We start from the raw sequence: 15,503 nt of genomic DNA on the forward strand, positions 1-15,503 counted from the left end.
AATCATGGAGTCTTGGGCGGGACATGAGGTGCCACGGCTGCCGGGCGAGGGCACGCCACTGAGGTTGTACGACTCGGCGCGGCAAGGCCTCCATCCCAGTCAGCCCGACGGCGCGGCAAGCATGTACGTCTGCGGCATCACCCCGTACGACGCGACCCACCTGGGCCACGCCGCCACCATGATCACGTTCGACCTGGTGCAGCGGATGTGGCGGGACGCCGGCCTGACCGTGCGCTACGTGCAGAACGTCACCGACATCGACGACCCGCTGCTGGAGCGGGCCGAGCGCGACGGCGAGGACTGGAAGGTCCTGGCCATGCGCGAGACCGCCCTGTTCCGCGAGGACATGGAGGCGCTGCGGATCATCCCGCCGGAGCACTACGTGGGCGCGGTCGAGTCGATCCCGGACATCGCCGAGAAGGTCCTCGTCCTGCTCAAGGACGGCGCGGCCTACCGGCTCGACGACGGCACCGGCGACGTCTACTTCGACGTGGCGGCCGCACCCGCGTTCGGCTACGAGTCCAACCTGAGCCGCGAGCAGATGCTGGAGATCTTCCCGGAGCGCGGCGGCGACCCGGACCGGGCCGGCAAGCGCGACCCGCTCGACCCGCTGCTGTGGCGCGGCGCCCGCGAGGGCGAGCCGTCCTGGCCGGGCGGTGAGCTGGGCGCCGGCCGCCCCGGCTGGCACATCGAGTGCGCGGTCATCGCGCTCAACCTGCTCGGCGACCGGATCGCCGTGCAGGGTGGCGGCAACGACCTGCTCTTCCCGCACCACGAGTGTTCGGCGGCGCACGCCGAGCGGCTGACCGGCCAGGCGCCGTTCGCCGACCACTACGTGCACGCCGGCATGATCGGCATGGACGGCGAGAAGATGTCGAAGTCCCGGGGCAACCTGGTCTTCGTCTCGCGGCTGCGGGCCGACCACGTCGACCCGATGGCCGTGCGGCTGGCGCTGCTCAGCGGCCACTACCGCAGCGACCGCTCGTGGACCGACGAGCTGCTCACCGAGGCGCAGGAGCGACTGGCCCGCTGGCGCCGGGCCGCCGCCGCGCCGGCCGGCCCGTCCGGCCACGAGCTCCTGGCCGGGGTACGCGCCCGCCTCGCCGACGACCTCGACACTCCCGGCGCCCTGGCGGTCGTGGACGAGTGGGTGGCTCAGACGCTCGCCGGGGTGGCCGACGACGCCGAGGCGCCGAAGCTCTTCGCCGACACGGTCGACGCCCTCCTCGGCATCCGCCTGTAACCCCTCACCCGCTCGGCCACCCGCCGGGCGATCATGGAGTTGTGGCGGTCATCCTGCCCGGTTCGCGGCTCTCGTCCACCACCACAAGTCCATGATCGGCTGGTTCGAGCGGTCAGCCGAGGACGAGGCCGGGGTCCGGGTCGGGCTCCGCCTGCGGGGCGGGGATCCGGTACTCCTCGGTGAGCGTGGTCATCGGGCCGGGCCAGGTGGCGTGGGCGACCTCGATCGGCTTGCGCTGGGCGTCGTAGGCGACGTGCAGGAGGTGCAGCACCGGGGTGTCCGGCCGGATCTGAAGGATCTCGGCCTCCTCCCGGCTGGGCTGGCGGGCGCTGATCGTGTCGGTCGCCGTGACGTACCGGCGGCCGGTGGCCTCCTCGGCCTCCTGGTAGAGCGGGCGGCCGAACGCCTCGGCCCGTTCCAGCGAGGTGCCGGCGGTGTCGGCGGGCAGGAACCAGGAGGCGCCCACCTCGACGGGGGAGTCGTCGGTGCGGACCAGGTGCCGCCGGCAGAGCAGTTCGGTGCCGTCGGCCACCCCGAACGCGTCGGCCACCTCGGGCGGGGCGGGCGCGCGGCCCACCGAGACGAGCTGCTGCCGGTACCGGGCGGCCAGGTCGGTGTGGTAGCCGCGGAAGCCGCCGTACCGGCCCCGGGAGAGCCGGTTGAGGCGGCGCCGGGTGCCCCGGACGTACGTACCCGAGCCGGGCTTCGTGATCAGGATGCCCTCGACCCGCAGCTGGTCGACGGCGCGTTGCACGGTCTGCTTGGCGACGCCGAACATCTCGGCGATGGCCGGGATGGACGGCAGCCGCTCGCCCGGCCCCCAGTCGCCGCGGCGGACCTGGGCCTTGAGCTGCGCGGCGATCTGCCGGTGCGGGAACTCGGCCGCGCCGGGATTGATCTGCATGCCCGCCTCCTCATCACAGCTAGGTTCCTAGGATGCCCTAGCCGGGGTGACCTCGCCACCCCGGACACGCGGAAGGCCGGGTCCACGGGGGACCCGGCCTTCGTGGCAGAGCGGCTTACCAGGAGCCGGCGGTGGGGCCGGCGGAGCCGCCCCGGCGGCGCAGGTACTTCTCGAACTCCTGGGCGATCTCGTCCCCGGTCAGCGGGGTGATGCCGGCGTCGCCGACCCGTTCCTCCAGCTCACGCACGTACTCGCCCAGCTCGGCGTCCTGCTCGGCGGCGCTGCGCACCCGCTGCTCCCACTCGGCGGCCTCCTCGGCCAGGTCGGCCATGGGCACCGGCAGGTCGAGCACCTCCTCGACGCGGTGCAGCAGGGCCAGGGTGGCCTTGGGGCAGGGCGGGTTGTTGGCGTAGTGCGGCACGTGCACCCAGAACGACACGGCGTCCACCTCGGCGCGGGTGCACGCGTCGTGCAGCACGCCGACGATGCCGGTCGGCCCGTCGTACCGGGTCGGGGTGAGCTGGTAGCGCTTCGCGGCGTCGGCGTCCGAGGCGCTGCCGCTGATCGGCAGGGGCCGGGTGTACGGCACGTCGGCCAGCAGCGCGCCGAGCAGCACCACCCGCTCGACCTCCAGGCTGTGGCAGATCTCCAGCACCTGCTCACAGAAGGTGCGCCAGCGCATGCTCGGCTCGATGCCCCGGATCAGCACCACGTCCCGCTCGGTGCCCTCGGGGCTGGCCACCATGAAGCGGGTGGTCGGCCACTCGACCCGCCGGGTCTCGCCGTCGGCCATCGTGATGGTCGGCCGGCTCACCTGGAAGTCGTAGAAGTCCTCCGGGTCCAGCTCGGTCACCTGCCGGGCCTGCCAGACCTGCTCCAGGTGCTCCACGGCGGCGGTCGAGGCGTCGGCGGCGTCGTTCCACCCCTCGAAGGCCGCGATGGCGACCGGGGACCGCAGCACCGGCAGTCCGTCGAACTCGGTCACGCCGTCACCCCACCCGTCGCACGGTCGCGTCGCTGTTGTCCTTCACGTCCGCCAGCCTACGTGCCGCCGCGGGACGCGGCCCGTCGGCCGCGCCGGTCGGCCGGCCCGACCAGTCGGGCGAACCGGATGAAAGGTACGCGGTGATCCCGCTGACAGTATGTGGGAAGGCGAGGTTGCGGTGACCCGTCCACGCCGGGCCGCACTAACCTGGCCCTGTGCGGACTTCGTTGCTCGATGTGCTGGCGGACCGGATCCTGATCGCCGACGGGGCGATGGGGACGATGCTGCAGGCGGCCGACCTGACCCTGGACGACTTCGACGGCCTCGAGGGTTGCAACGAGATCCTCAACGTCACGCGGCCGGACGTGGTCCGCGGCGTGCACGAGGCCTACCTGGCGGCCGGCGCGGACTGCGTCGAGACCAACACCTTCGGCGCGAACCTGCCCAACCTGGCCGAGTACGGGATCGCCGAGCGGATCCGCGAGCTGTCCGAGGCCGGCGCGCGGCTCGCCCGGGAGGCCGCCGACGCGTACGCGACGCCGGAGCAGCCGCGGTTCGTGCTCGGCTCGATGGGGCCCGGCACGAAGCTGCCCACTCTCGGGCACGCCGCGTACGCGACGCTGCGGGACGCGTACCAGGAGAACGCCGCCGGCCTCATCGCCGGCGGGGCGGACGCGCTGATCATCGAGACCTGCCAGGACCTGCTCCAGGTCAAGGCCGCCGTGGTCGGCGCGAAGCGGGCCCGCACGGAGCTCGGGCGGGACGTCCCGATCATCTGCCAGGTGGCCGTCGAGACCACCGGCACCATGCTGCTGGGCAGCGAGATCGGTGCGGCGCTGACCGCGATCGAGCCGCTCGGCGTCGACCTGATCGGCCTCAACTGCTCGACCGGCCCGGCCGAGATGGGTGAGCACCTGCGCTACCTGTCCCAGCACTCGCGTATCCCGATCTCGGTGATGCCGAACGCCGGCCTGCCTGTGCTGACCGCCGACGGCGCCTACTTCCCGCTGAGCCCGGCCGAGCTGGCCGACGCGCTGGACCAGTTCGTCACCGACTACGGCGTGGCCCTGGTCGGCGGTTGCTGCGGCACCACCCCGGAGCACATCCGGGTGCTGGTCGAGCGGCTGCGCGGCCGCCGGCCGGTGGCCCGGGAGCCGCGCCCCGAGGCGGGCGTCTCGTCGATCTACCACCACGTGCCGTTCGCGCAGGACGCCAGCATCCTCATGGTGGGGGAGCGTTCCAACGCCAACGGTTCCAAGGCGTTCCGCGAGGCGATGCTCGCCGCCGACTGGCAGGCCTGCGTCGAGATCGCCCGCGGCCAGGCCCGGGACGGTTCGCACCTGCTGGACCTCTGCGTCGACTACGTGGGCCGGGACGGCACGCAGGACATGCGCGAGCTGGCCGGCCGGTTCGCGACCGCGTCCACCCTGCCGATCATGCTGGACTCCACCGAGCCGGCGGTGGTCGAGGCGGGGCTGGAGATGCTCGGCGGCCGCTGCGTCGTCAACTCGGTCAACTTCGAGGACGGCGACGGCCCGGAGTCCCGCTACGCCCGGGTCATGCCGGTGGTCCGGGAGCACGGCGCCGCCGTGGTGGCGCTGCTCATCGACGAGGAGGGCCAGGCCCGCACGCGCGACTGGAAGGTACGCGTGGCGTGCCGGCTCATCGACGACCTGACCGGCCGCTGGGGGCTGCGCCGGGAGGACATCCTCATCGACGCGCTGACCTTCCCGATCGCCACCGGGCAGGAGGAGACCCGCCGCGACGGCATCGAGACGATCGAGGCGATCCGGGAGATCGCCGCCCGCTACCCGGGAATCAACTTCACCCTGGGCATCTCGAACGTCTCCTTCGGCCTGAACCCGGCGGCCCGGCAGGTGCTCAACTCGGTGTTCCTGCACGAGTGCGCGCAGGCGGGCCTCACCTCGGCCATCGTGCACGCCAGCAAGATCCTGCCGATGTCGAAGATCCCCGACGAGCAGCGCGAGATCGCGCTCGACCTCGTCTACGACCGGCGCCGCGAGGGCTACGACCCGGTGCAGCGGTTCATCGAGGTCTTCGAGGGCGTCGACGCCGCCTCGGCGCGGGCCACCCGGGCCGAGGAACTGGCCGCGCTGCCGCTGGACGAGCGGCTCAAGCGGCGGATCATCGACGGCGAGCGCAACGGCCTGGAGGCCGACCTGGACACGGCGATGGCCGAGGGGCGCACGCCGCTGTCCATCATCAACGACCTGCTGCTCGACGGCATGAAGGTGGTCGGTGAGCTGTTCGGCTCCGGCCAGATGCAGCTGCCGTTCGTGCTCCAGTCCGCCGAGGTGATGAAGACCGCGGTGGCCTACCTGGAGCCGCACATGGAGAAGACCGACGACGACGGCAAGGGGCGGATCGTGCTCGCCACCGTGAAGGGCGACGTGCACGACATCGGCAAGAACCTGGTCGACATCATCCTGTCCAACAACGGCTACGACGTCGTCAACATCGGCATCAAGCAGCCGATCAACGCGATCCTCGACGCCGCCGAGGAGCACCGGGCCGACGCCATCGGCATGTCCGGGCTGCTGGTCAAGAGCACGGTCATCATGAAGGAGAACCTGGCCGAGATGGCCGCGCGCGGGGTCGCCGAGCGCTGGCCGGTGCTGCTGGGTGGCGCGGCGCTCACCCGGGCGTACGTGGAGGACGACCTGCGGTCGGTGTTCCCCGGGCAGGTGCACTACGCCCGGGACGCGTTCGAGGGGCTGTCCCTCATGGACCGGGTGATGACGGCCAAGCGGGGCGGCGCGCCGGTGGTCGACCCGGAGCGGGAGGCCGCCCTGGCGGCCCGCCGGGAGCGGCGGGAGCGGCAGCGGGCCCTGGTCCGCGAGGCGCTGCCGGAGCTGGACGACGCGTCGGTCCGCTCCGACGTGGCCGCCGACGTGGAGGTGCCGACGCCGCCGTTCTTCGGCACCCGGGTGGTCAAGGGCATCCCGCTGGCCGACTACGCGGCGCTGCTCGACGAGCGGGCCACCTTCCTGGGGCAGTGGGGGCTGCGCGGCGCCCGGGGCGGCACGGGCCCGTCCTATGAGGAGCTGGTGGAGACCGAGGGCCGGCCGCGGCTGCGCTACTGGCTGGACCGGCTCATCGCCGACCAGATCCTCGAGGCCGCCGTGGTCTACGGCTACTTCCCGGCGTACTCCGAGGGCAACGACCTCGTGGTGCTGGACGAGAACGGGCACTCCGAGCGGGCCCGGTTCTCGTTCCCCCGCCAGCGGCAGGAACGCCGGCTGTGCCTGGCCGACTTCTTCCGCCCGAAGGGCGAGCAGCTGGACGTGGTGGCGTTGCAGCTGGTCACCGTCGGGCAGCCGATCAGCGAGTACACGGCGAAGATGTTCGCCGGCAACGAGTACCGCGACTACCTGGAGGTGCACGGCCTGTCGGTGCAGCTCACCGAGGCGCTGGCCGAGTACTGGCACCGGCGGATCCGCGCCGAGCTGGTCCTGCCCGGCGGGCGTACGGTCGCCGACGAGGACCCGGCGGACGTGGCCGGCCTGCTGCGCACCGACTACCGGGGCTGCCGGTACGCGTTCGGCTACCCGGCCTGCCCCGACCTGGAGGACCGGGCGAAGATCGTGGAGCTGCTCGGCGCGGAGCGGATCAACGTCCAGCTCTCCGAGGAGTTCCAGCTCGTCCCCGAGCAGGCCACCGACGCGATCGTCGTCCACCACCCCGAGGCGAACTACTTCAACGCCAAGTAATCACCGGAGGCGGTCTGGCCCGGGGCTGAGCACCCGGAACACCTGAGCACGCGTCGCGGTAAAGCGGGTGCATCGGCGAGGTGCCGGCCCTAGGTTGCGTGGGGTGGACCTCGCACATCTCGGCGCGCCGGTCGGTCCGATGATCCGTGTCCACGGCGGGTTCGGCAACCGGATGTACCGGCTCGACACCGACCAGGGGTCGTTCGCGGTGAAGGAGTTGAACCTCTCCGATCGCCGTTGGGCCTACCGCGCCGAGGACGTGTTCAGGTTCGAGCGGGCGGCCTTCGCCGCCGGCATCCCGATGCCGGAGCCGATCTCGGCCGGCCAGCACACGCTCGTCCACCGGTGGGTCGAGGGCGAGAAGATGCCCGAGGCGCCCGTGTCGCCGGCGTACGGGTTCGAGATCGGTGAGATTCTCGCGCGGATCCACGCGCTCGACGTCGCGTGGCCCCACGTCTCGATCGGGGACCCGGCGCCACGGGACTGGCCCGACCTCGCCGGGCGGGCGACGGCGACCGGACAGCCGTGGGCCGGCGAACTCAGCTCTCAGGTGCAGACGTTCCTCGCGATCGCCGACTTCGTCGACACCTGTGAACGGCCAGGCCCCGTCGTGTTGACCCACCGGGACATCCAGCCGTGGAACCTGCTCGCTCGGGAGGGGCGGCCGGTGGTGCTCGACTGGGAGCTCTCGGGATTGCTCGACCTGTCCGGTGAGCTCGGCTCGACCGCGCTGAGCCTCGCGAAGGGACCGGGCTTCGACGACATTCGGCCCGCCATCTTCGGTTCGGTCCTCGACGGCTACGTTGCCGGGGGCGGAGCGCTGCCGCCGTGGGGTCCAAGTTGGTTCGTGTTCCTGATCGGCGGCTGGCTGGGGTTCACGAGGTGGAACATCCTCCGCTGCCTCGCCGGTGTCGAGGCGAGCACCGGCCCTGACCTCGCGCTGTCACACCAGTCCGTGCGCAACGGGGTGCGCGGCCTCCCCGAACTGTTCGGCCGGCTTCCCGAGCTCGTCGCGCTGCTCAGGTGACAGGAGCGCCGGGTGGTGAGGTGGCGGGACAGCGCAGCGTGCCGTGATCCCGGCACACTGCTTGCTGTGAGAACGACCGGTTCCGGCAGCAGTGTCAGCCGCCTTCTCTGCATCGGCGCCGTGCTGACCCTGGTGGTTCGGCCCGTGACCTGGGTGCTGACCTTCGGATTCATCGGCCCGTTGTTCGGGTTCTTCGACTACCTCGCGTGGGACGCCTCGCGGAACATCGGACAGCGGCCGGTCATCATCGTCGAGTGGGCGGCCCCGGCCGTCGCTGTAGTGGTGGCGCTCAAGGTGGCCCAGCTCCTCTGGCAGGGATCGGAGCGGGCCGCGAAGGTCGTCCCCGCCCTGGGCCTCGCTTTCCTGGTGGCGACGGCGATCTACCTCATCAGTCTCGTGGTGCTGGCCGTGGTCTCGATGGCGACGGGCGGCACCGCTGGGCTCACGTGGCTCGCGGTGGTGGCCGTCGTGGCGGCTGTGCATCTCTACCTGCTGCGCCTGTCCTGGCGGATCTGGCGGTCCCGCCCGATTGCGGCGCGCGCTGACCGGTTCGGCGGACACCCCGAGGCGGCGGGCCGAGCACCCGGATGAGTGGAGCGCCGCGCTGGAAGCGCGGGGCGCCCTCGCCGCTACGTCGCCGGCGCTTAATGGAGAGGACGATCGTCGGCCTGCCTGGCAGGGTGAGCTGGTGCCGGACATCGATGCCACCGACGGGGAGTACCTCCGCGAGATAGAGCTCCTTGCCAATGACGTCGTCAATCGGGCGCTGGATGAAGGTTGGCTGACCTTCGATACGGATCCTGACGACGCGACACCCCTCCAGCGTGCCGTCAACGCGCTTGGGCGTCAGCTGCGGCAGTACCACTTCGAGGGTGACGGCTGCGTCGATCCGGACGCGCCGCTGGTCGGCCTGGCCGGAGCCCTCCTGGTTCGTCCCACGACCGTGCTCAGCGAGCAGGAGTACGCCGACATCTGCGAGCGGCTGGGCGTCGAGGCACGGCCGCAGGGGTGGGCGTTGTGGCACACCTGGGACCGGAAGGGCCGACCGATCACCATGGTCACCACCAGGATCAGCACCACTGAAGGGATGCTGCTGGTCTGGTCGAAGGGCCGCCACATGGTCCCGGCCAGACCGCCACGTGCCGCGGTGGCAGCCATCGTCAGGGGCTGGCGTGGACCGGCGGTGCGTTCTCCCGGATACGTGGCCGAGACCGGAGTGGCGGAGGCGGCCGGCACCGAAGGAGCGGCTTCTGGGCTGAGCAGCTTCGGCTGATCGGCGCATAGGCTGACGAGAGATCACGTTCTGTCCGACGGCTCAGGAGACGGCGACATGTCCGGCGCGCAGTTGTACGACACCATCGGAGCCACCTACACCGTGACGCGGCGTACCGAGCCGCGGATCGCCGAGCAGCTCTGGGCCGCGCTCGGCGATGCGCGGACGGTCGTGAACGTCGGGGCGGGCACCGGCTCGTACGAGCCCGCCGACCGGGACGTCACCGCGGTGGAGCCGTCGGCGCTCATGCGTGCGCAGCGGCCCGTAGGCGCGGCGCCGTGCGTGGCTGCAGCTGCGGAGAGTCTCCCGTTCGAGGACCAGTCCTTCGACGCGGCGATGGGGTTCGCCACCCTCCATCACTGGCGGGACCCGATCGCGGGTCTGCGCGAGATGCGGCGTGTCGCTCGCCGGGTGGTGGTGTTCACGCACGACACCAGCGACGCCGGCTGGCGTCACCGGTTCTGGCTGACTCGCGACTACCTGCCCGAGGTCGCGGACCTCGTTGCCGGCCGGCCGTCGCTGACCGAGCTGGCCGGTGCGATCGGGGCCCGCGTGGAGCCGGTGCCCGTGCCGTGGGACTGTGTGGACGGCTTCTTCGAGGCGTACTGGCGGCGGCCGGAGGCGTACCTGGACGAGAGCGTGCGTCGTGGGGTGTCGGTCTGGGCCCGGGTGGGGCCGGCGGCCGAGCAGCGGGCGGTGCACCGCCTCCGGGAGGATCTGGCGTCGGGTCGCTGGGCGGAGCGCAACCGCGATCTCGTCGATCTCGACGCGGCCGAGCTGGGTCTACGCCTGATCATCGCCTGAGCCGAGCGGGGCACCGCGCCATCGCCACTCGTGCCGGCGGGGGCGGCCGGGCAGCTCGATCCGGCCGGTGGACCATCGCAGCGCCGCCCACGGGTCCACCCCGGCCAGGTCCCGGGCCGCTTCGGGGAACAGCCGGGCGAGCACCCGGCGGCACGTGTCCCGTGGTGGGTCGATGGCGAGGCCGAGGCCGTGGGCGATGTCGTCGCCGTGCAGCAGGGTCTCCGCGCACCCCATCGCGGCGAAGCCCTCGGGATCGGCTCGGCCGCTGGGGTGGTAGGCCCGCGCGTCGGGTCCGGACGTGCGGAGCGTGGCGGCCAGGATCCGGCCGCCCGCCTCGGCGAACTCCAGTATCTCGGCGGCGGACGCGTCCTTGTCGGCGCTCGCCATGAAGCGCACGTACCGCTTCTCCGGCCGGGCCACGAGCTGGGCGGCGAACGACAGGAGGCAGTCGCCGACGTGCTCGGCGGTGTGCCAGCAGTCCCACTCCACGCTGCCCGCCCGCGCGGACCAGTCCAGGTCGGTCGCCGGTCGCAGGGTGGTGACGACGCTGGACAGCGCCGCGTCGAGATCGTCGGCGGTGACCGCCACGGTGCCTCCAGGTTCGTCGGGCCGGCACGCACCGGCCCCACCACCCTGCCCGGCGGGTACGACGATCTCGCGGGCGGGGATCCTGGAGAGCCGCCGATGCGGCAACTCCCCAGGGTCCGAGCGTCAGTACGCGTACGTGACGGAGATGGTGGCGGCGGGGCAGTTGTTCGCCCAGCTGGTCAGGGCGCTCTTCTCCGCGCTGTCCACGCTGAGCCGCCACCGCACCTTCACGGCGACCCACTCGCCGACGTAGCGGCAGCGGGCGGAGGCGTACGGCGGCAGCCAGGTGGCGGGGTCCTGGTCGCCCTTGGCCTGGTTGACGTTGTCGGTGACCGCGGCCAGCGCACGGGAGTCACCGAGGTCGTTGGCGTACGCCTGGCGGCGGCTGGTGGTCCACGAGCGGGCGCCGGAGTCCCACGCTTCGGCGAGCGGGACCATGTGGTCGATGTCGAGGTCGCCGGTGAGCGTCCAGTAGGCGTTGTCGTAGTAGGAGTACCAGCGGCCGCCGGACAGGGTGCACGTGCCGCTGATCGTGGGCTTGGTGGTGGCCTCGGCGTAGAGGACCTCGTTGCGGGTGTTGCAGCCGTCGCCGTCGGCGTCGATCCAGTGTGGGAAGAGGTCGCGGCTGTAGCCGGTGCGCACCTCGGTGGCGACGGGCAGGCCGGCGACGGCGGTGGTGAGGGATGCGGAGTAGCCGGCGGCCGAGGCGGGCTGGGTGAGGCCGAGGGTGGCGGCCAGGATCGCGGCGAGGCTGATGGCCGTGGCGCGCAGGGTGCGGGTCATGGGACTCCATCCGGATGGGATTGCCAGGTGTTGGCACCCATATAGACAGAGCTGGAAGTAATGGTCTAGATCAAGTTCTGTGAACAGTGGATGACCGGAACCGGACGAACGCCCCGACGAACGCCGGACCGGGCGACAGGCGGTCCCTCAGGTGTGTGGCGGCGGGACCGGGGTAGACGCGGGAGGCAGCGGTGCGACGAGGTGGGAGGTCCGGTGGACTCGTACCCCGCGGTGGAGGACCACGGCCTGATCGGTGACCTGCAGACGGCGGCTCTCGTCACGAAGGACGGCATGCTGGACTGGTTCTGCGCGCCCCGCTTCGACTCGCCGAGCGTCTTCGGCAGCCTGCTGGACCGGCATCGCGGCGGCTTCTTCCAGGTCACGCCGGACGGTGTCGACTACACCAGCAAGCAGCTCTACCTCCCCGGGACACCGATCCTCATCACCCGCTTTCTCAGCACCGACGGAGTCGGCGAGCTGGTGGACTTCATGCCGGTCGCGGGTGACCGGGCCACCAGTCAGCACCGTCTGGTCCGGATGCTGCGGGTCGTGCGCGGCACCATGCGGTTCCGGGTGGACTGCCGGCCCGGGTTCAACTACGGGCGGGACCGGCACGAGCTGGAGAGGCACCCGGACGGCATGATCTTCCGCAGCGCCGGGCTCTCCCTCACGTTGAACGTGGTCCGCTACGCCGACCGGCTCACCGGGATGGCCGAGCGTCGCGAGACCGACGGCGGCGTCTGCGTCGTCGTCACCCTGCGGGAGGGCGAGGCCGGCGGCGTGGTCGTGGAGACCGATTCCCCGCAGCCGCCCCGTCCCTATTCCCCCGAGGAGACGCGTGAGTTGCTGGAACAGACCCGCGACTTCTGGCGGCGCTGGCTCGGTCGCTCCTGCTATCGCGGACGCTGGCGGGAGATGGTCGAGCGGTCGGCCATGACGCTCAAGCTCATGACGTACGCGCCGACCGGCGCGCTGATCGCCGCCCCCACCGCGGGGCTGCCGGAGCGGGTGGGCGGCCAACGCAACTGGGACTACCGCTACACCTGGATCCGGGACGCGTCCTTCTCGGTGCACGCCCTGCTGAGCCTGGGTTTCACCGAGGAGGCCTGGAACTACCTGCAGTGGGTGGAGGACCGGATGCGGGACGCCCGGTCCGGCGGCGTGCCGCTGCAGATCATGTATCGGGTGGACGGCTCACCGGACATAGCCGAGGAGGTGCTGGACCACCTCGAGGGCTACCGGGGCTCCGCGCCGGTGCGCATCGGCAACGGCGCGGCGAATCAACTGCAGCTCGACATCTACGGCGAGATGCTCAATTCGCTGCACCTTGCGTACGACCACGGCCTGGAGGGCTCCCACGCGGGCTGGCGGGATCTTGCCGGGCTGATGGACTGGCTCTGCGCGCACTGGGACCAGCCCGAGGACGGGATCTGGGAGACGCGCGCCGGCCGTCGCGACTTCACCTACGGGCGCCTGATGTCCTGGGTGGCCCTCGACCGTGCCGTCCGGCTGGCCCACCGGCACGGCCGGCCCGGCGACATCGTCCGGTGGACGGAGACCAGAAACCAGATCTACGAGCAGATCATGGCCTCCGGCTACCACCCCGGACGCCGGGCCTTCGTGCAGCACTACGCCACGGACACGCTCGACGCGTCGCTGCTCGCCATGCCCTCGCTCGGCTTCGTGGCGCCCACCGATCCGATGTGGCAGTCGACGCTGCGGGCCATCGACGGCGAGCTGGTCTCCGACAGCCTCGTCTACCGGTACGACCCGGGCGCCACGGCGGACGGCCTCGCCGGCGAGGAGAGCACGTTCACCATGTGCACCTTCTGGTACGTCCAGGCCCTCGCGGAGGCCGGCCGGCTCGACGACGCGCAGCTGACCTTCGAGAAGATGCTCACCTACAGCAGCCAGCTCGGCCTCTACGCCGAGGAGATCACCCCGGCCGGGGAGCAGGCCGGCAACTTCCCGCAGGCGTTCAGCCACCTCTCCCTCATCAGCACCGCGGCGAACCTCGATCGGCTCCTCGACGCCGCCGGCTGACCGGGAAACCCGCTGTGCGACGAGGTCCCGACCGCTACGGTGACCGGAGTGCGGGTTACCGGCCCGTGCCGGGCGGGTAAGCGCCCCCGACCAGCAGTCGGGCCGCGGCCACCGTCCACGGCGGCGCAGCCCGGGAGATGCGGCTGTGACGTCCGAGGACGAGCATGGGGGTACGACGAAAGGGGCGGAGATGACCGACGACATCGCTTCGAAGGTTCCGCCGGACCCGGCCCCCGTGCTGAACCCGCCGGCCGGTCCACCGCCCGTCGGCCCGCCGAGCAGCCTGGACCTGTGGGCCCGGGCGCAGACGCTGCACCGCTGCTTCGGCGACGACGACGGCGAACCGCACATCATGCGCGGCCTGGACTGAGGTCAGGCCACACCGCAGGCGCCCCGCGCGGGGCGCCCGGATCCGCGCGTACCCGTGCGAACAGTGAAGGGACGCCGCCCGGTCAACCGGCGAGCCGGGCCGCCCGGGCGTGCAGGTAGCGCTGCTGGGCCAGGTTCATCGACCGGCGGGCCGCCGCCAGGTAGGCGACCCGGGCCGCATCGGGCTCCCCGGCCAGCTCCAGCAGGTGGGCCCGGGCCGCGTGGCGGCGGTGGTCGTCGGCAACCCGGCGGTCGGCGCCCAGCGCGTCGAGCAGCGCCAGGCCGGCCTGCGGGCCGTCCGCCATGGCCACCGCCACGGCGTGGTTCAGCCGGACCACCGGGTTGTCGTGCAGGGCCAGCAGCATCTCGTAGAGCGCGACGATCTGCGGCCAGTCCGTCGCCTCGACGCTGGGCGCCTCGTCGTGCAGCGCGGCGATCGCCGCTTGGAGCTGGTACGGCCCGACCGCGCCGCGGGGCAGCGTCGCGGCGACCAGCGCCGTCCCCTCGGCGATCCGGCCGGCCCGCCAGCACCGCCGGTCCTGCTCGGCCATCGGCACCAGCGTCCCGTCCGGACCGGCCCGCGCCGGGGTACGCGCGTCGGTGAGCAGCATCAGCGCCAGCAGCCCGGCGACCTCCGGGTCGTCGGTGAGCCGGTGCAGCAACCGGGCCAGCCGGATGGCCTCGGCGCACAGGTCGGGCCGGTGCAGCCGCTCACCGGCGGTGCTCGCGTACCCCTCGTTGAAGATCAGGTAGAGCACGTGCAGCACCGCGTCGAGCCGGGCGGCCCGCTCCGCGCCGGCCGGCGGGGCGAACGGCAGCCCGCTGTCCCGGATGCGCTGCTTGGCCCGGGTGATCCGCCGGGTCATGGTCGCCTCCGGCACCAGGAACGCCCGGGCCACCTCGGCGGTGCTCAGCCCGCCGACCGCGCGCAGGGTCAGCGCGATCTGCCCGGCCGGCGGCAGCGACGGGTGGCAGCACAGGAACAGCAGGACGAGGCTGTCGTCGGCGTCGTCCGGCACGCTGTCCGCGGGCGGCGCCACCCAGCGGCCCGCCTCCCGGGCCACGCCGTCCTCCCGCCGGCGCCGGGCCTGCTCGGCCCGGAGCAGGTCGGTGAGCCGGCGGGACGCCACGGTGATGAGCCACGCCTTCGGGTCCTCCGGCAGCCCGTCGGCGGGCCAGCGGGTCGCCGCCGTGAGCAGCGCCTCCTGGGTGGCGTCCTCGGCGGTGTCGAAGTGCCCGTACCGGCGGACGAGCGCGCCGAGGACCTGCGGCGCCAGGGGGCGCAGCAGGTCCTCGACGCTGCCGGTGGGCACCGGTCAGCCCTGGAGTTCCTCGATGCCGTCCACGACCGGCCGCACGTCGACGTACTCGCCCTCGGCGTCGGGGTTGACGAACCGGGCGGCGATCTCGGTGGCCCGGTCGAAGCTCGCGCACTCGACCATCGTGTAACCGGCCAGCACCTCCTGGGTCTCCGCGTACGGGCCGTCGGTGACCACGGGCGCGCCGGCGCGCAGCCGGACCCGGCGGGCGTGCACCGGCGCGGACAACCCCTGCGCGTCGACGAGTTCCCCGGTCTCGGCCAGCTCCTTGTGGATCGCCTCCATGTGGACGTGCATCGCGGCGAGCTGCTCCGGGCTCATCGGCGGCTGGTCGCCGGGCCGCCCGGCCATGACGTCGTAGTCCCGCTGGCTGCCGTAGAGCATGATCAGGTACTTCACGGGTGTCTCCTCTCGGCCGGCGCCCCGCGGCGCCG

General features: G+C 72.4%; 13 protein-coding genes and 1 pseudogene. 8 read left to right on the top strand and 6 right to left on the bottom strand.

The window, feature by feature from the left end:
* The first annotated feature begins 4 nt into the window (after nucleotides 1–4).
* Nucleotides 5–1,243: a cysteine--1-D-myo-inosityl 2-amino-2-deoxy-alpha-D-glucopyranoside ligase gene (gene mshC, locus GCE86_RS06840; RefSeq protein ID WP_154226147.1), complete on the top strand. Its 1,239-nt coding sequence runs from the start codon at nucleotides 5–7 to the stop codon at nucleotides 1,241–1,243.
* A gap of 112 nt (nucleotides 1,244–1,355) precedes the next feature.
* On the opposite strand, the gene GCE86_RS06845 is transcribed toward mshC, so the two are convergent.
* Complete coding sequence (locus GCE86_RS06845; RefSeq protein ID WP_154226148.1) at nucleotides 1,356–2,147, bottom strand: GntR family transcriptional regulator; 792 nt, start codon at nucleotides 2,145–2,147, stop codon at nucleotides 1,356–1,358.
* Nucleotides 2,148–2,262: 115 nt separating this feature from the next.
* Nucleotides 2,263–3,132 carry a PAC2 family protein gene (locus GCE86_RS06850; RefSeq protein ID WP_030504102.1) on the bottom strand — a complete coding sequence of 290 codons (870 nt, stop codon included), beginning with the start codon at nucleotides 3,130–3,132 and terminating at the stop codon, nucleotides 2,263–2,265.
* Nucleotides 3,133–3,347: 215 nt separating this feature from the next.
* Between GCE86_RS06850 and metH the strand changes: the two genes are divergently transcribed.
* The 5 genes and pseudogenes from metH to GCE86_RS06875 form a co-directional block, all read left to right on the top strand.
* Nucleotides 3,348–6,863 carry a methionine synthase gene (gene metH, locus GCE86_RS06855; RefSeq protein WP_208818079.1) on the top strand — a complete coding sequence of 1,172 codons (3,516 nt, stop codon included), beginning with the start codon at nucleotides 3,348–3,350 and terminating at the stop codon, nucleotides 6,861–6,863.
* 172 nt (nucleotides 6,864–7,035) lie between these two features.
* Nucleotides 7,036–7,890: a phosphotransferase family protein gene (locus tag GCE86_RS06860; protein WP_204342780.1), complete on the top strand. Its 855-nt coding sequence runs from the start codon at nucleotides 7,036–7,038 to the stop codon at nucleotides 7,888–7,890.
* A 144-nt stretch (nucleotides 7,891–8,034) separates the two neighbouring features.
* The gene (locus GCE86_RS06865) at nucleotides 8,035–8,481 is read left to right on the top strand and encodes a hypothetical protein (RefSeq protein WP_154226149.1); all 447 of its coding nucleotides are present in this window, start codon (nucleotides 8,035–8,037) and stop codon (nucleotides 8,479–8,481) included.
* A gap of 97 nt (nucleotides 8,482–8,578) precedes the next feature.
* A complete protein-coding gene (locus tag GCE86_RS06870) occupies nucleotides 8,579–9,163 on the top strand; it encodes a hypothetical protein (protein ID WP_154226150.1) in 585 nt (194 codons plus the stop codon).
* 63 nt (nucleotides 9,164–9,226) lie between these two features.
* A pseudogene (locus GCE86_RS06875) lies at nucleotides 9,227–9,967 on the top strand (class I SAM-dependent methyltransferase); the annotation flags it as partial.
* Here the strand turns inward: GCE86_RS06875 and GCE86_RS06880 are convergent.
* Nucleotides 9,947–10,555 (bottom strand): maleylpyruvate isomerase mycothiol-dependent enzyme family protein, encoded by a 609-nt coding sequence (locus GCE86_RS06880; RefSeq protein ID WP_154226151.1) that lies wholly within the window; start codon nucleotides 10,553–10,555, stop codon nucleotides 9,947–9,949. The pseudogene GCE86_RS06875 and the gene GCE86_RS06880 overlap by 21 nt on opposite strands.
* 123 nt (nucleotides 10,556–10,678) lie before the next feature.
* Nucleotides 10,679–11,338, bottom strand: coding sequence for an HNH endonuclease family protein (locus GCE86_RS06885; RefSeq protein ID WP_154226152.1), 660 nt, complete (start codon nucleotides 11,336–11,338; stop codon nucleotides 10,679–10,681).
* A 213-nt stretch (nucleotides 11,339–11,551) separates the two neighbouring features.
* Here GCE86_RS06885 and GCE86_RS06890 point away from each other — a divergent pair, with 213 nt between their 5' ends.
* Nucleotides 11,552–13,381, top strand: coding sequence for a glycoside hydrolase family 15 protein (locus tag GCE86_RS06890; RefSeq protein ID WP_154226153.1), 1,830 nt, complete (start codon nucleotides 11,552–11,554; stop codon nucleotides 13,379–13,381).
* A gap of 190 nt (nucleotides 13,382–13,571) precedes the next feature.
* Nucleotides 13,572–13,751, top strand: a complete 180-nt coding sequence (locus GCE86_RS06895) for a hypothetical protein (RefSeq protein ID WP_154226154.1) — start codon at nucleotides 13,572–13,574, stop codon at nucleotides 13,749–13,751.
* Between the two features lie 82 nt (nucleotides 13,752–13,833).
* Here GCE86_RS06895 and GCE86_RS06900 read toward each other — a convergent pair whose 3' ends face one another.
* Together GCE86_RS06900 and GCE86_RS06905 are read right to left on the bottom strand one after the other, a co-directional pair.
* The gene (locus GCE86_RS06900) at nucleotides 13,834–15,063 is read right to left on the bottom strand and encodes an RNA polymerase sigma factor (RefSeq protein WP_154226155.1); all 1,230 of its coding nucleotides are present in this window, start codon (nucleotides 15,061–15,063) and stop codon (nucleotides 13,834–13,836) included.
* Nucleotides 15,064–15,066: 3 nt separating this feature from the next.
* The gene (locus GCE86_RS06905) at nucleotides 15,067–15,468 is read right to left on the bottom strand and encodes a YciI family protein (RefSeq protein ID WP_154226156.1); all 402 of its coding nucleotides are present in this window, start codon (nucleotides 15,466–15,468) and stop codon (nucleotides 15,067–15,069) included.
* Nucleotides 15,469–15,503: the final 35 nt, after the last annotated feature.

Source organism: Micromonospora terminaliae, assembly GCF_009671205.1.
Lineage (GTDB): Bacteria > Actinomycetota > Actinomycetes > Mycobacteriales > Micromonosporaceae > Micromonospora > Micromonospora terminaliae.